This is a genomic window from Acinetobacter soli (assembly GCF_018139125.1).
Lineage (GTDB): Bacteria > Pseudomonadota > Gammaproteobacteria > Pseudomonadales > Moraxellaceae > Acinetobacter > Acinetobacter soli.
Window position 1 is genome coordinate 3,268,883 of sequence record NZ_CP073241.1, and the last position, 15,496, is coordinate 3,284,378.

Sequence of the window (15,496 nt, forward strand, 5' to 3'; positions counted from 1 at the left end):
TCTGTCTTTTCAGCATACACATCCACACAGCACGTCAGTGTATAAAGATGATTAAAGCATGTAGCTGAATTGAAAAAAGTTATGAGTAACTCGAGATGGTATTTCGTCCATGTTGCTTGGCTCGATACAATGCCTGATCGGCTTCTTTGAGCATTTGTTCTAAGGATGCCGTGAGGTTCGGCTGAAAAAAGCTAATGCCAATACTGACATGAATATAAATAGGATGGTTATTGGATAAGTAAATCGGATGTTCGCTGACCTTTTTACGAATGCACTCGGCCAGTAAGAAGGTTTCATGTGCTCCAATTTGAGGTAAAAGAATGGCAAACTCTTCTCCTCCTAGGCGGCCCAAAATATCGTTGGGTCTTAGGCATGATTTGATGGTATGCGCGCACAGTTTAATGGCTTGATCACCAATAAAATGACCATAGTTATCATTCACCGATTTAAAGTGATCGATGTCCAGCATCAGCAGTGCGCTTGGGGTGCTGTTGCCTAATATTTTCGTAAATAGTGTGCGTGCGGTCTGATAAAAATAACGACGGGTAAGACTTAAGGTCAGTTCATCGTGCGAGGCTATATACTCTAGATCTTCGATCAACCGGCTCCGAATACTGTTGATATTCGACACGGTAAGCGGGGCAATCACCATCATGATCATACCCAAACGAATTGAGATGCTGTTTTCAAGATATTCTTGCGGATACAGTGCGATGTAATTATGAGTTAAATGGTACAGTAACAAACTGGCACTAATCGAGGTAATGATCGTGACTGAAAAGTGCCGATAGGTCAGCGCACACCAGATCAATACCGCAATCGGATAAAGCACAGAACCGGGTCCATTGTCATAAAAGCAGAAAGCAAGCGCAGCGGTCACGCTCATGACGGGTAGCAGATGTTGAAATTCGATAGGCGTTTGAAAGAAATGCTTAAGTTCATTTCGAAATGGCAAGCTAATCAAGATAGGCAATAGCAGCAAGGCATTTTGCATCTCTGCGGTAAACCAGCCACCCAGTTCAATCCAGAAATTACCATGCATAAATACCGGGCTGATCATAGGAACAAATAGGCTTGCAAATAAAGCACCTGCGAAACTGCCAATTGCGCAAAAGCTAAATAAAAACAAATAAAAATAGCCTTGATAGCTGTCTTGTAATTTGCGAATAAAACGATGATATAACCCAAAGGTGACTGCGATATAACACAGATTGGCCAAAGTCAGAACAAGGATTTCGGGCAGACTTGAACCAAAAATACTGTCTGACACTAAATACCCAAGTATTCCACCTGTGAGCGCGTAACGATTGCGCAGAGTGGGATAACGGATTAAGAGACCAAGAAAAATCGAATTGGCAGGCCAGAAAGAAGCAAGAAAGCTTAAGGGGCGGGTTAAAATACCCAAAGTACAGCAGAGAAAAATAATAATAAAAAAGAAAATAAAATGTTGCTTTGTAGAGCGTGATAACGTATTTCTAAAGTAGTGAACCATAGAATCAAGCCTTAAAATAAGATGACGCTCTTAATAAAATGTTACATTTTCATTCTGCTGCGCATTTAACCATAATTTATGAAAAGGATGAATAATCATAATTTAAATTTATTATGCTTGCGCTATTGTGGTGCAAATCTGATTGAACGTGATAAATCATGCCAATGACTCAAATGACAGACATAAACGACAAAAAAGTTAAAAAAAGAAAAAAATAATCATAAATTGATTAATGATTAGTTAAATCGATAATCTACGTGAACGTTGGGGTTGAACGTGATTGTGTGACAAAATTGTATAAAAACCATGCTAAAGGCGAAGAGGCTTGAACTAGAAAGAGAAAAGCGAAATCAGGTACAATTGGCGGGATTAATTTTGTGTTTGGTGCGGTTCCAAGACCGAAACATATATTTCTTTGTTAAATAATAGGCCTGCCAGGAGTTATCCCCGCATGAGTGCCATTACTCCATACGATTGGGCAATTATTGCCTTCGTGATCGGCGTTACATTTCTGTGCGTTTTTATGCTTACTGTTCCCTTACTCCTAGGGGGTAAATCATGGGGACGCGCAAAGCAGGAACAGTTTGAATCGGGTGTGGTGAGCGCAGGTGGTGCTCGCATTCGTTTGTCTGCAAAATTTTATTTGGTTGCTATTTTCTTTGTCGTGTTTGATCTTGAAGCACTTTATCTTTATGCATGGGCAACGTCTGTGCGTGAAGTGGGTTGGATGGGCTTTACCACGATGTTGATTTTTGTTGTAGATCTTCTGATTGCATTGATTTATGTCTTTGCGACGGGTGCCCTGACGTGGTCGCCTTCAGATCGTCGTAAGGCAGCAGGAATTAAACCGAAGATTGGATCTCCAAACATGAATATTGCAGAGATCACGCGATTTAATTCAATTGAAGAGTTGGTCATCGATCCAACTGGTCATATCCCTGCACAATCCTCTGGTCGAATGAAGTCAAACACATCGACAGCACCGTCATCTATACAGGAGTAACTCGGGATGAAATATACATTAACCCGTGCGAATCCGGATGCTAATCAATATCCATTACAAGAACGCCAAGTTGTCAGTGATCCACTTCAGGAAGAAGTCAATAAAAATGTATTTATGACTCGCCTTGAAGATGTATTGCATAACGTAGTGAACTGGGGACGAAAAAATTCAGTTTGGCCTTTCAACTTTGGTACGTCTTGTTGTTATGTTGAATATGCGACAACCCTAACCGGTGTCCATGACTTATCACGTTTTGGTGCCGAGGTTATTCGTGCTTCACCGCGCCAAGCTGACTTAATGATTGTCGCAGGTACGTGCTTTGTCAAGATGGCGCCTGTTATTCAGCGCTTGTACGAACAAATGCTTGAACCAAAGTGGGTCATTTCCATGGGTGCATGTGCAAACTCTGGTGGTATGTATGACATCTACTCAGTGGTACAGGGCGTAGACAAAATCATTCCAGTCGACGTTTATATCCCAGGGTGTCCACCTCGTCCAGAAGCATTAATTCAGGCGCTAATGCTGCTGCAAAACCAAATTCAACTTGAGCGTCGTCCGTTGTCTGCCGTAATTGGTGATGATCTTCAGCCGATTTATAAGCCAAAGATGATGCCAGAACGCGATCGTAAAAATGCAGAGCGGATTGCGGTTAAAAACTTACGCTCCATGGATGAAATTGAGTAAATTTTTGATAATTTGCGCTCATCAGGGCGCAGGATGATCAAAAAACCTAAAAGAATTTGTATTAAATAGGAAGCCAAACCAATGGCTGAAACTGACATTGCTATGCCAGAATCAACCGCTGTTGATTCACGCCCAGCATTTGCAATTGTAGAAGAGCTCAAGACCAAATTTGGTGAGAACTTCTATGTGCAAACAACTTGTGAAGAGTTTCCAACTGTCTGGGTTGAACGCTCACGCGTACAAGAAGTTTTGATGTTTCTACGTAAGGTAGACCGTCCTTATGTCATGTTATTCGATTTGTCTGCAATGGATGAGCGTTTACGTGTACACCGCGATGGTTTGCCTGCTTCAGATTTCACTGTTTTCTATCACTTGCTGTCTTTAGAACGTAACAGTGACATCCGAATCAAGGTTGCTTTAAATGAGAGCGATCTCAATATTGCAACAGCGACCAATATCTGGCCAAACGCCAACTGGTACGAACGTGAAGCCTACGATATGTTTGGCATCAATTTCGAAGGGCATCCAATGCTCCGTCGTATTTTGCTACCAACCTATTGGGAAGGCCATCCGCTTCGTAAAGAATATTCTGCACGTGCTACGGAATACACGCCGTACATGCAGGACAAAGCCAAGCAAGACTTCGAACAAGAGCATTTGCGTTTTGTTCCTGAAGACTGGGGTCTAAAGCGCGGTAATGCCGACGAAGACTTTATGTTCTTGAACTTGGGTCCAAACCATCCGTCTGCGCACGGTGCATTCCGTGTGGTCTTGCAGCTTGATGGTGAAGAAGTTAAAGACTGCGTACCGGATATCGGTTACCACCACCGCGGTGTGGAAAAAATGGCAGAGCGTCAAACATGGCACTCGTTCATTCCTTATACCGATCGTGTAGATTACTTGGGTGGTTGTGCGCAAAACATGCCGTATGTGATGGCAGTTGAGCAGCTTGCCGGTATTAAAGTGCCAGAGCGTGCACAAGTCATTCGTGTCATGTTGAACGAATTATTCCGTATCAACAACCACTTGTTGTTCTGTGGTACAGCCATTCAGGATGCCGGTGGTATGACACCAGTATTCTATATGTTTGCCGACCGTCAAAAAGTGTATGACATCGTCGAAGCCATCACGGGTTATCGTATGCACCCGGCTTGGTTCCGTATTGGCGGTACTGCCCACGATCTTCCAAACAACTGGCATAAGCTGGTGAAGGAACTTCTTGAGTGGATGCCAAAGCGTCTAAATGAATACCATACAGCAGCGCTGAAAAACTCGGTATTTATTGGCCGTACCCGTAATGTTGCGCAATACGACGCAAAATCAGCATTGGCTTGGGGCGTGACGGGTACAGGTTTACGTGCAACAGGTATCGACTTCGACGTACGTAAATACCGTCCGTACAGTGGCTATGAAAACTTTGATTTTGATGTGCCAGTCGAGTACGAAGGTGATGCTTACGCGCGTGTCATGGTGCATTTCCGTGAAATCACTGAGTCATTGAAAATCATTCAGCAATGTCTAGACAACATGCCGTCTGGTCCGTACAAAGCCGATCATCCATTGGCTGTTCCACCACCAAAAGACAAAACTCTGCAAGACATCGAAACCTTGATTAATCACTTCTTAAGTGTGTCATGGGGTCCGGTTATGCCTGCGGGTGAAGCATCGTTCATGACGGAAGTGGTCAAAGGGGCGAGTACCTATTATCTCACCTCAGACAAAGCCACCATGAGCTACCGTACGCGTATCCGTACACCAACCTTCACGCACTTGCAGCAAATGCCGTCAGTAATTAATGGCAGCTTGGTGTCCGACTTGATCATTTATTTGGCGACCATCGATGTGGTTATGGCCGACGTGGATCGCTAGGGATAAACGATTATGATGATTTTGACTGATAAAAAACCTCGCGTGAATGTGGAAGGGATTTTGACTGCTGATGAGATTCATGAAATTGAACATCACATTCATCATTATCCATATCCGCGTGCGGCCTCTTTGGATGCTCTTAAGTGCGTACAGCGCCGTAATGGCTGGGTTGACGATGCACAAATGAATGCAATTGCACAATTGCTTAGCATTAGTGTGGCGGACTTAGAAGGTGTTGCTACCTTTTATAACCGTATTTACCGCCAACCAGTCGGCCGCCATGTAATTTTGCTGTGTGACTCAATTGCCTGTTTCTTAATGGGTGCAGAAACGCTGGCAGAAGCATTTCAGCGTGAGTTGGGAATCCAGTACGGACAAACTACTCCAGATGGCCGTTTTACTTTATTGCCAATTTGCTGCTTAGGAAATTGCGATAAAGGTCCAACTTTAATGATCGATGAAGATACCCATGGTTTGGTGGACGTGTCTTCGGTCAAGCAGTTATTGGAGAAGTATGTATGAATACTGAACCAAAACCGATTTATGGCGATGGTAACCCTGAAACTCATCCACTGACTTGGCGTTTGAGTAAACAGGAACATGTACGAAATGCCGATGAGTACGAAGCACTAGACGGTTATGCTGGCTTTAAAAAAGCATTGGGCATGAAACCTGCTGAAGTACTTGAAGTGGTAAAAGCAGCCACAGTAAAAGGCCGTGGTGGTGCAGGTTTCCCGGCGGGCATTAAATGGTCGCTGATGGCGCCAAACGATGGTGGCCCGCGCTACCTGATTTGTAATGCCGACGAGATGGAACCAGGTACCTTTAAAGACCGTCTGTTGATGGAACAGCTTCCACATCAGTTGATCGAAGGGATGCTCATCGCAGGTTATACGCTTGAAGCAACACAAGGCTATATCTTTATTCGTGGCGAATACATCGAAGCGGCTCAGTATCTCAATGAAGCACTCGAACAAGTGCGTGCCAAAGGCTACTTGGGCGAAAACATTCTAGATACAGGCTGGAACTTCGAGCTGTATGTACATACTGGCGCAGGACGTTATATCTGTGGCGAAGAAACCGCACTGATCAACTCGCTTGAAGGTCGTCGTGCCAATCCGCGTACTAAACCGCCATTCCCGCAAGTTGCGGGTGCATGGGGTCGTCCAACGATTGTCAATAACGTTGAAACCTACAATAACTTACCTGCCATCATGTTGCGTGGTCCAGAGTGGTACATCGGTCTGTCTGCAGGCAAATCGAAAGATCCTGGCACCAAAATTTATGGGGCATCTGGCAAAGTGAAATTCCCAGGGCTTTGGGAATTGCCATTTGGTACAACGGCGCGTGAAGTGATTGAAGAGCATGCGGGCGGTATGCGTGATGGGCTTAAGCTCAAAGCGTGGTTGCCGGGTGGTGCCTCGACTGACTTCTTGGCGGCAGAACACATTGATTTGCCAATGGACTCAGAAACTATCATGAAAGCAGGCTCACGTTTGGGCACCTGTTTGTTGATGGTGGTCGATGAGACACAGTGTATGGTTGCTGCAACACGTAACTTGGAAGAGTTTTTTGCGCGTGAGTCGTGTGGCTGGTGTACACCGTGTCGTGACGGTCTCCCTTGGGCTGTAAAAGCGTTGAAAGCACTCGAAAATGGTGAAGGCAAGATGGAAGATATCCAGCACCTTCAAGAGCTCACCCGTAAGTTATGGATTGGTAAAACATTCTGTGCACACGCACCTGGTGCGATGGAGCCACTCATGGGCGCGCTTAAATATTTCCGTAGCGAGTTTGAAGCAAAAGTGGCCAATAGCCCTGTTGTTCAAGCCAGCAACGTTGCACAAGCTTAAGGAATTCGACTATGGCTACAATTCATGTCGATGGAAAATCATACGAAGTTGATGGATCTGAAAACCTGCTACAAGCATGTTTGTCCCTCGGCCTTGATATTCCATATTTTTGTTGGCATCCCTCTTTAGGTTCTGTGGGCTCATGCCGCCAGTGTGCGGTGACCCAATATGCAAATCCTGAAGACACACGTGGGCGTCTGGTGATGTCATGCATGACACCTGCAACAGACAATACCTATATCTCAATTGAAGATAAAGAAGCAGTTGAGTTTCGCGAGTCGGTGGTTGAGTTTTTGATGACCAACCATCCGCACGACTGTCCTGTGTGTGAAGAAGGCGGTCACTGTCATTTGCAAGATATGACGGTGATGACCGGTCATGACCGTCGTCGCTATCGTTTCACAAAACGTACCCACTATAACCAAGAGTTGGGTTCGTTTATTGCACATGAAATGAACCGCTGTATCGCGTGCTACCGTTGTGTACGCTACTACAACGACTACGCAGGCGGAACCGATTTTGGTGTCTACGCCAATGCAGCACGTGTGTACTTTGGTCGTCCAGAATCTGGAACGCTGGAATCTGAATTTTCGGGTAACCTCACCGAAGTGTGTCCAACAGGTGTATTCACCGATAAGACGCATTCAGCACGTTATAACCGTAAATGGGATATGCAGTACGCGCCAAGCGTATGTCATGGCTGTTCATCGGGCTGTAACATCTCTCCGGGCGAGCGTTACGGCGAATTACGTCGTATTGAAAACCGCTTCAACGGTGAAGTAAACCAATACTTCCTTTGCGATAAAGGTCGCTTTGGTGGTGGATACGTGAACCGTGAAGATCGTCCGCGTCAGCCGCAGTTCCGTTCGGGCACCTCTGTTACTACTGTGTCGGTTGATCAAGCACTTGATCAAGTAATCAGTACCTTACAAGGCAAAAAAGTATTGGGTGTGGGTTCTCCACGCGCGAGCCTTGAATCAAACTTTGCACTACGTGAGCTGGTTGGTCAGGATAACTTCTCGACTGGTATCTCGCAAAAAGAACAAAACTTGGTTGAGCTTGCTGCGTCTATCATGCAAACACAGGGAATTTACAACCCGAACATGCGTGAAATCGAAAGCTACGATGCAGTTTTGATTTTAGGTGAAGATCTGACTCAAACTGCACCGCGTATGGCGTTGTCGGTTCGTCAGGCTGCCAAAAACAAAGCCAAACAAATGGCGGCAGATCGTCGTACACCAGAATGGTTGGCAGAGCCAGTACAACGTATCGGTCAAGATGCCAAATCGCCAATCTACATTCTGGCAGCCACCCAAACACGTTTAGCCGATGTGGCAACGGGTGAGGTCGTTGCATCACCAAATGATATTGCGCGTTTAGGTTTTGCAGTGGCAGCAGCAGTTCAAGGCGAAACACTGACTGGACTAGACGATGATGCCAAAGCATTTGCACAAAGCATTGCGGATGCATTAAAAACAGCGAAAAAGCCATTGATCATCTCGGGCACAAGTCTGCAAGATCCGGCAATTATCGAAGCAGCAGCGCAAGTTGCACAAAACCTTGGCCCAGCGGCAGGATTATCCCTAACCGTTCCTGAAGTCAATTCAATGGGTCTAGCGCTTTTGGGTGGTTTAAGTCTTGAGCAAGCTTTTGCACAAGACTATGACGTGATGGTCGTGCTTGAAAACGATTTATATCGCCGTTTACCTGCAACACGTGTCAATGCTGCATTTGAAAAAGCACAATCTGTTATTGTGCTTGATCATAGTGAAACAGATACGGTGAAACAGGCCGATGTGGTACTGTCTGCTGCAAGCTTTGCAGAGGGCGATGGAACCGTAGTAAGCCAAGAGGGACGTGCACAGCGTTTCTATCAGGTCTATGATCCAAGCTACTACAAACCGGAATATGCCATTAAAGAATCTTGGCGCTGGTTACATGCCATCGATACAGGTTTAAAAGGTAAGTCAATTATCTGGACCGTGCTAGACGATGTCATTGACTCTGTTGTGAAAAATGTACCTGTACTCGATGCGATTCAAGATGTGGCACCAGATGCAGGCTATCGTGTACATGGTCTGAAAATTGCCCGTGAACCACGTCGCTATTCAGGTCGTACAGCACTACGTGCTCCGATTTCGGTTCATGAGCCAAAGCAACCTGTCGATGTCGACTCAGCATTAACGTTCTCGATGGAAGGCTATGTAGGCCCTCAAAAAGCAGCATCATTGGTTCCGTTTGCATGGGCGCCGGGTTGGAACTCACCGCAATCTTGGAACAAGTATCAAGATGAAGTCGGTGGACATTTGAAAGGTGGTGACTCAGGCGTGCGTCTGTTTGATCGTTTACCAAAACGTCCGGCACGTAGTTATGTGGCGCCGTCAGCGGTGATGTCACATCCTGAAAGCTTCCGTTTGGTACCAATGCACCATATTTTTGCCTCTGGTGAATTCACCATCAAGACACCTGCGATGGAATCGCGTATTCCAGAAGCTGCTTTTGCAGTAGGTGAACAAGATGCGGCACGTTTAAATCTAAAAGATGGTGCATCACTCAAAGTACAGGCAGGTGAGACGACAGTGAGCTTACCCGTTCAGGTGATTGAGTATTTACCAGCAGGATATATTGGTTATCCAGTAGGTTTGGCACCGACAATTTCGCTTGCTGAACCTGTTTCTGTTGCGGTGGGAGTGTAATTCATGAATCAAGAAATCATGCGCCAAACTCCACTCTGGGCAGAAAACTGGCCAATCGCATATGCCGTTGTACAGGCGATTGTGATCTTGTTGGTGGTTGTTCTAATTGCAGCATTGATGTCGTTTATCGAGCGTCGTTTGCTGGCATGGTGGCAAGACCGTTACGGTCCGAACCGTGTAGGTCCGGGCGGGATGTTCCAGATTGTAGCCGACATGCTTAAAATCATGTTTAAAGAAGACTGGACACCAAAGTTTGCAGACAAACTGACGTTTCGTCTTGCACCAGCGGTTGCTATGGCGACAGCAGTGCTGTCTTTTATCGTGATTCCAGTCAGCCCGACATTGGGTGTGGCGGACATGAGCATTGGACTGTTGTTCTTTATGGCGATGGCCGGAATTGCAGTGTATGCCGTGTTGTTTGGTGGTTGGGCATCGAATAACAAATACTCGCTCCTTGGGGGGCTTCGTTCAGCGGCTCAGACCATTTCCTATGAAGTGTTTCTCGGGATCTCGCTCATGGGCGTGGTGGCAATTGCAGGTTCATTTAATCTGCGTGAAATTGTCGAAGCTCAACGTGACATGTGGTTCATTGTTCCACAATTCCTTGGTTTCATGATTTTTGTTGTGGCAGGCGTTGCCGTAACTCACCGTCATCCATTTGACCAACCTGAAGCCGAACAAGAGCTGGCAGAAGGTTATCACGTCGAATATGGCGGCATGAAATGGGGGATGTTCTTCGTTGCTGAGTACGTCAACATTGTGCTGATTTCTGCATTGATCGTGACGTTGTTCTTTGGCGGCTGGTTAGCACCGTTCAATCTTGAAGTATCGTTTATTCCACCAGCATTCTGGTTCATTGTAAAAACAGCATTTTTTGTGATGATGTTTGTTTTGGCACGTGGTGCATTGATGCGTCCACGTTATGACCAAGTCATGAATTTTGGTTGGAAAGTTTGTTTGCCGCTGGCGTTGGTCAACCTTATGGTGACTGGTGCTGTGATTCTAATGAATCAGGCCTAAGACAGCAGGGAGTACAAAATGTATAAAGTTCTAGCTGGAGTTGGGTCAATCGTTCGTACATTGTGGATGGTCTTCACTCACATTACGCGTAAACGTGACACAATTCTGTATCCAGAAGTACCAGCAGAGGAAATTGTACCACCTCGCTTTCGTGGTCGTATTGTTTTGACACGTGATCCAGACGGAGAAGAGCGCTGCGTAGCGTGTAACCTCTGTGCGGTGGCATGTCCGGTGGGTTGTATTTCCTTGCAAAAAGCAGAGAAAGAAGACGGTCGCTGGTATCCTGAATTTTTCCGTATCAACTTTTCGCGTTGTATTTTTTGCGGAATGTGTGAAGAAGCGTGTCCAACGACTGCTATTCAGATGACGCCAGATTTCGAGTTAGCCGAATATGTACGTCAAGACCTGGTATATGAAAAAGAAAACTTACTGATTTCTGGTCCGGGTAAATATCCTGATTATAACTTCTACCGCGTTGCAGGTATGGCAATCGATGGTAAAGAAAAAGGTCAGGCACAAAAAGAAAGTGCACCAGTTGATGTACGGAGCTTATTACCATGATGTGGCCATTTTATTTGATGGCTCTTGTGGCCATTATCTCGACGATTCGAGTGGTAACGAACTCGAATCCAGTACATGCGTTGTTAAGTCTGATTGTTTCATTACTTGCAGTTGCGGGGATTTTCATGATCGTGGGTGCGCCATTTGCTGGTGCACTTGAAATCATTGTTTATGCCGGTGCCATTATGGTGTTGTTCGTTTTTGTGGTGATGATGCTCAATCTTGGGCACAACACCGTTGAACAAGAACGTAAATGGTTAAGTTCAGATGCGTGGGCGATTCCTGCGCTCATGAGCTTTTTGCTCGGACTGACATTGATCTGGATGCTCGGCGGCGAATACACCACACAAGGTCTCATGCTGGGCCGTGAAGTGATTGGTCCAAAGGCCGTTGGTCAAGTCCTCTTTACCCACTATCTATTATTGGTAGAAATTGCCGCGATGTTATTGCTTGCAGCTTTGGTTGCAGCCTTCCACTTAGGTAAACGCGAGCCAAGTGCAACAGGGGAACAAGAATAATGGGTAACATTCCTTTAGAGCATGGATTGATTGTCGCGACCATTCTTTTTGCGCTGGGTTTTTACGGCGTAATGGTGCGACGTAACTTACTGTTCATGTTGATGAGCCTTGAAATTATGATGAATGCCGCTGCATTGGCATTTGTTTTGGCAGGAAGCGTTTGGGCACAGCCTGACGGTCAAATCATGTTTATTCTGATTTTGACACTTGCTGCTGCAGAGGCATGTATCGGTCTTGCGATCGTCCTTCAGTTTTACCATCGCTTCCACCATCTGGATGTGGATGCTGCAAGTGAGATGCGCGGATGAGTACTTTATATTTAACGATTCTTTTTCCGCTGATCGGCTTTGTTTTATTGGCGGCAGGTCGCGACAAACTTTCTGAAAATGTAGCCGCGATCATTGGTGTTGGTTCAGTCGGTTTATCTGCATTATTCGCGCTTTTGGCGGGACTCGCATTTACCAGCAGTGGTCAACCTGTTTTTGTTCAGCATTTATGGACATGGTTTAATGTCGGTGGTTTTGCGCCAGGCATTACACTGCATCTTGATGGTTTGTCCTTGCTCATGATGGGCATGATCACGGGTGTGGGTTTTTTAATTCATATCTTTGCATCATGGTACATGCGTGGCGAAGATGGTTATGCGCGTTTCTTCTCATATTTTAACCTGTTTGTTGCCAGCATGTTGGTGCTGGTTTTAGGCGATAACCTTGCGTTATTGTTCTTGGGTTGGGAAGGCGTTGGTCTGTGTTCTTATTTGTTGATTGGTTTTTATTATTCAAATCCAGCCAACGGATGGGCAGCCATCAAAGCATTTACCGTGACTCGTGTGGGTGACGTCTTCTTGCTGATTGCACTCTTCTTGCTTTACCAACAGTTTGGTACGCTCAATACGCAATACATTGTGGAAAATGCAGCATCGGTGATGACACAGAGTTCATCACTTTCAATCTGGACTGCATTGATGTTGTTCTTGGGTGCAGCGGGTAAATCAGCACAGATTCCACTACAAACGTGGTTGGCAGATGCGATGGCAGGTCCTACACCTGTTTCGGCATTGATCCACGCAGCAACCATGGTGACCGCAGGGGTATACCTCACTAGCCGTATGCATTCAGTGATTGAAATGGCACCTGCGGTGATGCAGTTTATTTCAATTACAGGTGCAGTAACGCTGCTCGTAGCAGGTTTTGCAGCACTGGTACAAACCGATATCAAACGTATCTTGGCTTACTCAACCATGAGTCAGCTCGGTTATATGTTTATGGCTGTGGGTGCAGAAGCGTACCAAGCCGGATTGTTCCATATGCTTGCACATGCATTCTTCAAAGCATTATTGTTCCTATCGTCTGGTGCTGTAATTCTGGCATGTCATCACGAACAAAACATTTTCAAAATGGGTGGGCTTCGTAAGAAGATTCCATTTGTGTTCTGGTGTTTCGTGATTGGTGGCGGTGCATTGGCTGCACTACCGATCGTAACGATTGGCTTTTTCTCAAAAGATGCAATTTTGGGTGCCGTATACGCACAGTCAAGCATTGCAAATCTTCCACTTTACTCAACGTTGTATTGGGTGGGTGTAGCAGGTGCATTCCTGACCTCAATTTATACTTTCCGCCTTATTTGGGTGGTGTTCTTTGGCGAAGAAAAAACCGAAGCACATGCCATTCATGGTGTGACCTACTGGGGACCATTGGCTATTTTGGCAGTGTTTTCAACAGGTGTAGGTTATTTCCTTCAAGGGCCGGTACTCAATATCTTGACGGCAGCAAAAATTCCAGCCTTTATGATTCCTGAATCAATGGAAGCTGCGGTATCACATGCTGAGCACTTGGCAAGTGGTGTTGCAATTGCAGGTCTGGTTGTTGGAATTGTATTGTTTGCCTTTGCTTACAATGCAGTGAAATCATTTGCTGCAACTGGTCTGGGTTTAGGTTTGGCGCATATTTGCCGCACGGCATTTGGTTTCGATGCACTTTATGACATCGTATTTGTTAAACCGTATTTACTCATCGCGAAAATTTTAGGTCGTGATCCGATTGATGGCTTGTGGCTCTTGCTTCCAGCGTTGGTACGTGGTGGTAACAGCTTCACCAGCTCACGTCAAACGGGTTCGTTGCGTGAATACGCATCAAGCATGTCACTCGGTGTAGTGGTGTTATTGATGATCCTGATTATTCTTCAGGTTGTGGGGAAATAAAATGGAAAACAATTTAATTTTACCCGCGCTGATTCTGATTCCGTTCATTGCTGGTTTTGTGTGTTGGTTGGTCGATAAACTCGACCAGCAACTTCCACGCTGGATTGCCTTGATTGGCATGTTAATCACTTTGGGATTGACCATCGCACTGTGGCAGCATGGTACTTATCATTACGAGCTCGGCGAAAAAACACCAACATGGTCATCTGAGTTTTATCTTCCTTGGATTAAAACCCTCGGTATCAGCATTCATTTGGCAGTGGATGGTTTATCGCTGCTTATGGTGGGTTTAACCGCATTGCTGGGTGTTCTTGCAGTCGGTTGTTCTTGGGGTGAAATCCAGAAAAACGTTGGCTTTTTCCACCTGAACTTACTGTGGTCATTGGGCGGTGTGATCGGGGTGTTCCTAGCCATCGATATGTTCCTGTTCTTCTTCTTCTGGGAGATGATGCTGGTTCCAATCTATTTCTTGATTGCACTATGGGGACATAAAGGTTCGAATGGACGCTCGCGTGTATATGCAGCAACGAAATTCTTCCTGTATACCCAGATCTGCGGTTTGATCATGCTGATTGGTATTTTGGGTCTGGTGGTTTACGGTTACATGATGACCGGAATGATCGGATTTGATTACAACTACTTGCTTGCCGTGGCCAATAACCTACCAGCAGGTGTGGCATATGCATTTATGCTCTGCTTCTTTATTGGTTTTGCAGTCAAGCTGCCTGTTTTCCCGTTACATGGTTGGTTGCCAGATGCACATGCACAGGCACCTACGGCAGGTTCGGTTGACCTTGCAGGGATCTTGATTAAAACAGCGGCCTACGGTTTGCTTCGTTTTGTGATTCCGTTTTTTCCGGCAGCATCTGCACAGTTTGCAGATATTGCGATTATCTTTGGTTTGATCGGTATTTTCTACGGCGCTTGGTGTGCTTACCAGCAAACCGATATGAAGCGTTTATTGGCGTATACCTCAATTTCGCACATGGGCTTTGTACTGCTCGCGATTTATGCCGGAAACATTCTGACTTATCAAGGTTTGATGATCATGATGCTGGCACACGGTTTGTCGTCTGCTGCACTGTTCATTATGTGCGGTCAAATCTATGAGCGTCTGCACACTCGCGATATGCGCTTAATGGGTGGTATTCGCGGTCAGTTCCGTTACTTGCCATTTTTCTTAATGTTCTTTGTTGCGGCATTGGTTGGTATTCCAGGTTTAGGTAACTTTATTGGTGAATTCCTGATCTTGATGGGTTCATTCAACAAATATCCGACCTTTACCATTATTGCAGCTGTAAGTTTGGTGTTTGCGGGTCTATACGGTTTGATCTTGATTCACCGCGCATTGTTTGGTGAGCCGAATCCGGAACAAGCACAGCATTACAATAGCCCGCTTAAAGATTTGTCTGCTCGCGAAGTAGGGATCTTGATGATTTGTTTGGTTGGCCTAGTCTGGTTGGGGATGTATCCGCAAACTTTCCTAGACATCTCGCATTCATCTATGCAGTGGTTAAGCAACAGTTATGTGCCTGTACAACAAGTCGTTGACGTTACTCAAGAGGCAGTAGCCCAACTTAGTAATGTGGAGATCCAATAAGCC

At 45.6% G+C, this 15,496-nt stretch carries 13 protein-coding genes; 12 read left to right on the forward strand and 1 reads right to left on the reverse strand.

What is annotated here, in order from left to right; all coding sequences use genetic code 11:
* Positions 1-79 precede the first annotated feature (79 nt).
* The gene (locus tag KCV09_RS15110; protein WP_212515327.1) at positions 80-1,492 is read right to left on the reverse strand and encodes a GGDEF domain-containing protein; all 1,413 of its coding nucleotides are present in this window, start codon (positions 1,490-1,492) and stop codon (positions 80-82) included.
* Positions 1,493-1,943: 451 nt separating this feature from the next.
* On the opposite strand from KCV09_RS15110, the gene ndhC reads away from it, so the two are divergent.
* From ndhC to nuoM, 12 genes are all read left to right on the forward strand, one after another.
* Positions 1,944-2,495: an NADH-quinone oxidoreductase subunit A gene (gene ndhC / locus KCV09_RS15115; RefSeq protein WP_004935016.1), complete on the forward strand. Its 552-nt coding sequence runs from the start codon at positions 1,944-1,946 to the stop codon at positions 2,493-2,495.
* A 6-nt stretch (positions 2,496-2,501) separates the two neighbouring features.
* Complete coding sequence (locus tag KCV09_RS15120) at positions 2,502-3,179, forward strand: NuoB/complex I 20 kDa subunit family protein (RefSeq protein ID WP_004935017.1); 678 nt, start codon at positions 2,502-2,504, stop codon at positions 3,177-3,179.
* 81 nt (positions 3,180-3,260) lie between these two features.
* Positions 3,261-5,048 carry an NADH-quinone oxidoreductase subunit C/D gene (gene nuoC, locus KCV09_RS15125; protein WP_004935021.1) on the forward strand — a complete coding sequence of 596 codons (1,788 nt, stop codon included), beginning with the start codon at positions 3,261-3,263 and terminating at the stop codon, positions 5,046-5,048.
* 12 nt (positions 5,049-5,060) lie between these two features.
* Positions 5,061-5,570, forward strand: coding sequence for an NADH-quinone oxidoreductase subunit NuoE (gene nuoE, locus KCV09_RS15130; RefSeq protein ID WP_004935022.1), 510 nt, complete (start codon positions 5,061-5,063; stop codon positions 5,568-5,570).
* Positions 5,567-6,898: an NADH-quinone oxidoreductase subunit NuoF gene (gene nuoF / locus KCV09_RS15135; protein WP_004935024.1), complete on the forward strand. Its 1,332-nt coding sequence runs from the start codon at positions 5,567-5,569 to the stop codon at positions 6,896-6,898. The genes nuoE and nuoF overlap by 4 nt, the downstream gene beginning before the upstream one ends.
* Positions 6,899-6,909: 11 nt before the next feature.
* The gene (nuoG, locus tag KCV09_RS15140; RefSeq protein ID WP_212515328.1) at positions 6,910-9,594 is read left to right on the forward strand and encodes an NADH-quinone oxidoreductase subunit NuoG; all 2,685 of its coding nucleotides are present in this window, start codon (positions 6,910-6,912) and stop codon (positions 9,592-9,594) included.
* Between the two features lie 3 nt (positions 9,595-9,597).
* Positions 9,598-10,614, forward strand: a complete 1,017-nt coding sequence (nuoH, locus tag KCV09_RS15145; protein ID WP_004935029.1) for an NADH-quinone oxidoreductase subunit NuoH — start codon at positions 9,598-9,600, stop codon at positions 10,612-10,614.
* Between the two features lie 18 nt (positions 10,615-10,632).
* A complete protein-coding gene (gene nuoI, locus KCV09_RS15150) occupies positions 10,633-11,175 on the forward strand; it encodes an NADH-quinone oxidoreductase subunit NuoI (RefSeq protein ID WP_004935031.1) in 543 nt (180 codons plus the stop codon).
* A complete protein-coding gene (gene nuoJ, locus KCV09_RS15155) occupies positions 11,175-11,693 on the forward strand; it encodes an NADH-quinone oxidoreductase subunit J (RefSeq protein WP_171063737.1) in 519 nt (172 codons plus the stop codon). Before nuoI ends, nuoJ begins: the two co-directional genes overlap by 1 nt.
* A complete protein-coding gene (nuoK, locus tag KCV09_RS15160; protein ID WP_004922503.1) occupies positions 11,693-12,001 on the forward strand; it encodes an NADH-quinone oxidoreductase subunit NuoK in 309 nt (102 codons plus the stop codon). Before nuoJ ends, nuoK begins: the two co-directional genes overlap by 1 nt.
* Positions 11,998-13,893 (forward strand): NADH-quinone oxidoreductase subunit L, encoded by a 1,896-nt coding sequence (gene nuoL / locus KCV09_RS15165; protein WP_025094477.1) that lies wholly within the window; start codon positions 11,998-12,000, stop codon positions 13,891-13,893. The genes nuoK and nuoL overlap by 4 nt, the downstream gene beginning before the upstream one ends.
* Position 13,894: 1 nt before the next feature.
* A complete protein-coding gene (gene nuoM, locus KCV09_RS15170; protein ID WP_004945590.1) occupies positions 13,895-15,493 on the forward strand; it encodes an NADH-quinone oxidoreductase subunit M in 1,599 nt (532 codons plus the stop codon).
* Positions 15,494-15,496 lie beyond the last annotated feature (3 nt).

Bases quoted from the DNA above. Each gene is read 5' to 3' on its own strand.
- nuoK (WP_004922503.1), top strand. From the start codon at position 11,693: ATGGGTAACATTCCTTTAGAGCATGGATTGATTGTCGCGACCATTCTT.
- nuoH (WP_004935029.1), top strand. From the start codon at position 9,598: ATGAATCAAGAAATCATGCGCCAAACTCCACTCTGGGCAGAAAACTGG.
- nuoE (WP_004935022.1), top strand. From the start codon at position 5,061: ATGATGATTTTGACTGATAAAAAACCTCGCGTGAATGTGGAAGGGATT.
- KCV09_RS15120 (WP_004935017.1), top strand. From the start codon at position 2,502: ATGAAATATACATTAACCCGTGCGAATCCGGATGCTAATCAATATCCA.
- KCV09_RS15110 (WP_212515327.1), bottom strand. From the start codon at position 1,492: ATGGTTCACTACTTTAGAAATACGTTATCACGCTCTACAAAGCAACAT.
- nuoC (WP_004935021.1), top strand. From the start codon at position 3,261: ATGGCTGAAACTGACATTGCTATGCCAGAATCAACCGCTGTTGATTCA.
- nuoL (WP_025094477.1), top strand. From the start codon at position 11,998: ATGAGTACTTTATATTTAACGATTCTTTTTCCGCTGATCGGCTTTGTT.
- ndhC (WP_004935016.1), top strand. From the start codon at position 1,944: ATGAGTGCCATTACTCCATACGATTGGGCAATTATTGCCTTCGTGATC.
- nuoI (WP_004935031.1), top strand. From the start codon at position 10,633: ATGTATAAAGTTCTAGCTGGAGTTGGGTCAATCGTTCGTACATTGTGG.
- nuoF (WP_004935024.1), top strand. From the start codon at position 5,567: ATGAATACTGAACCAAAACCGATTTATGGCGATGGTAACCCTGAAACT.
- nuoG (WP_212515328.1), top strand. From the start codon at position 6,910: ATGGCTACAATTCATGTCGATGGAAAATCATACGAAGTTGATGGATCT.
- nuoM (WP_004945590.1), top strand. From the start codon at position 13,895: ATGGAAAACAATTTAATTTTACCCGCGCTGATTCTGATTCCGTTCATT.
- nuoJ (WP_171063737.1), top strand. From the start codon at position 11,175: ATGTGGCCATTTTATTTGATGGCTCTTGTGGCCATTATCTCGACGATT.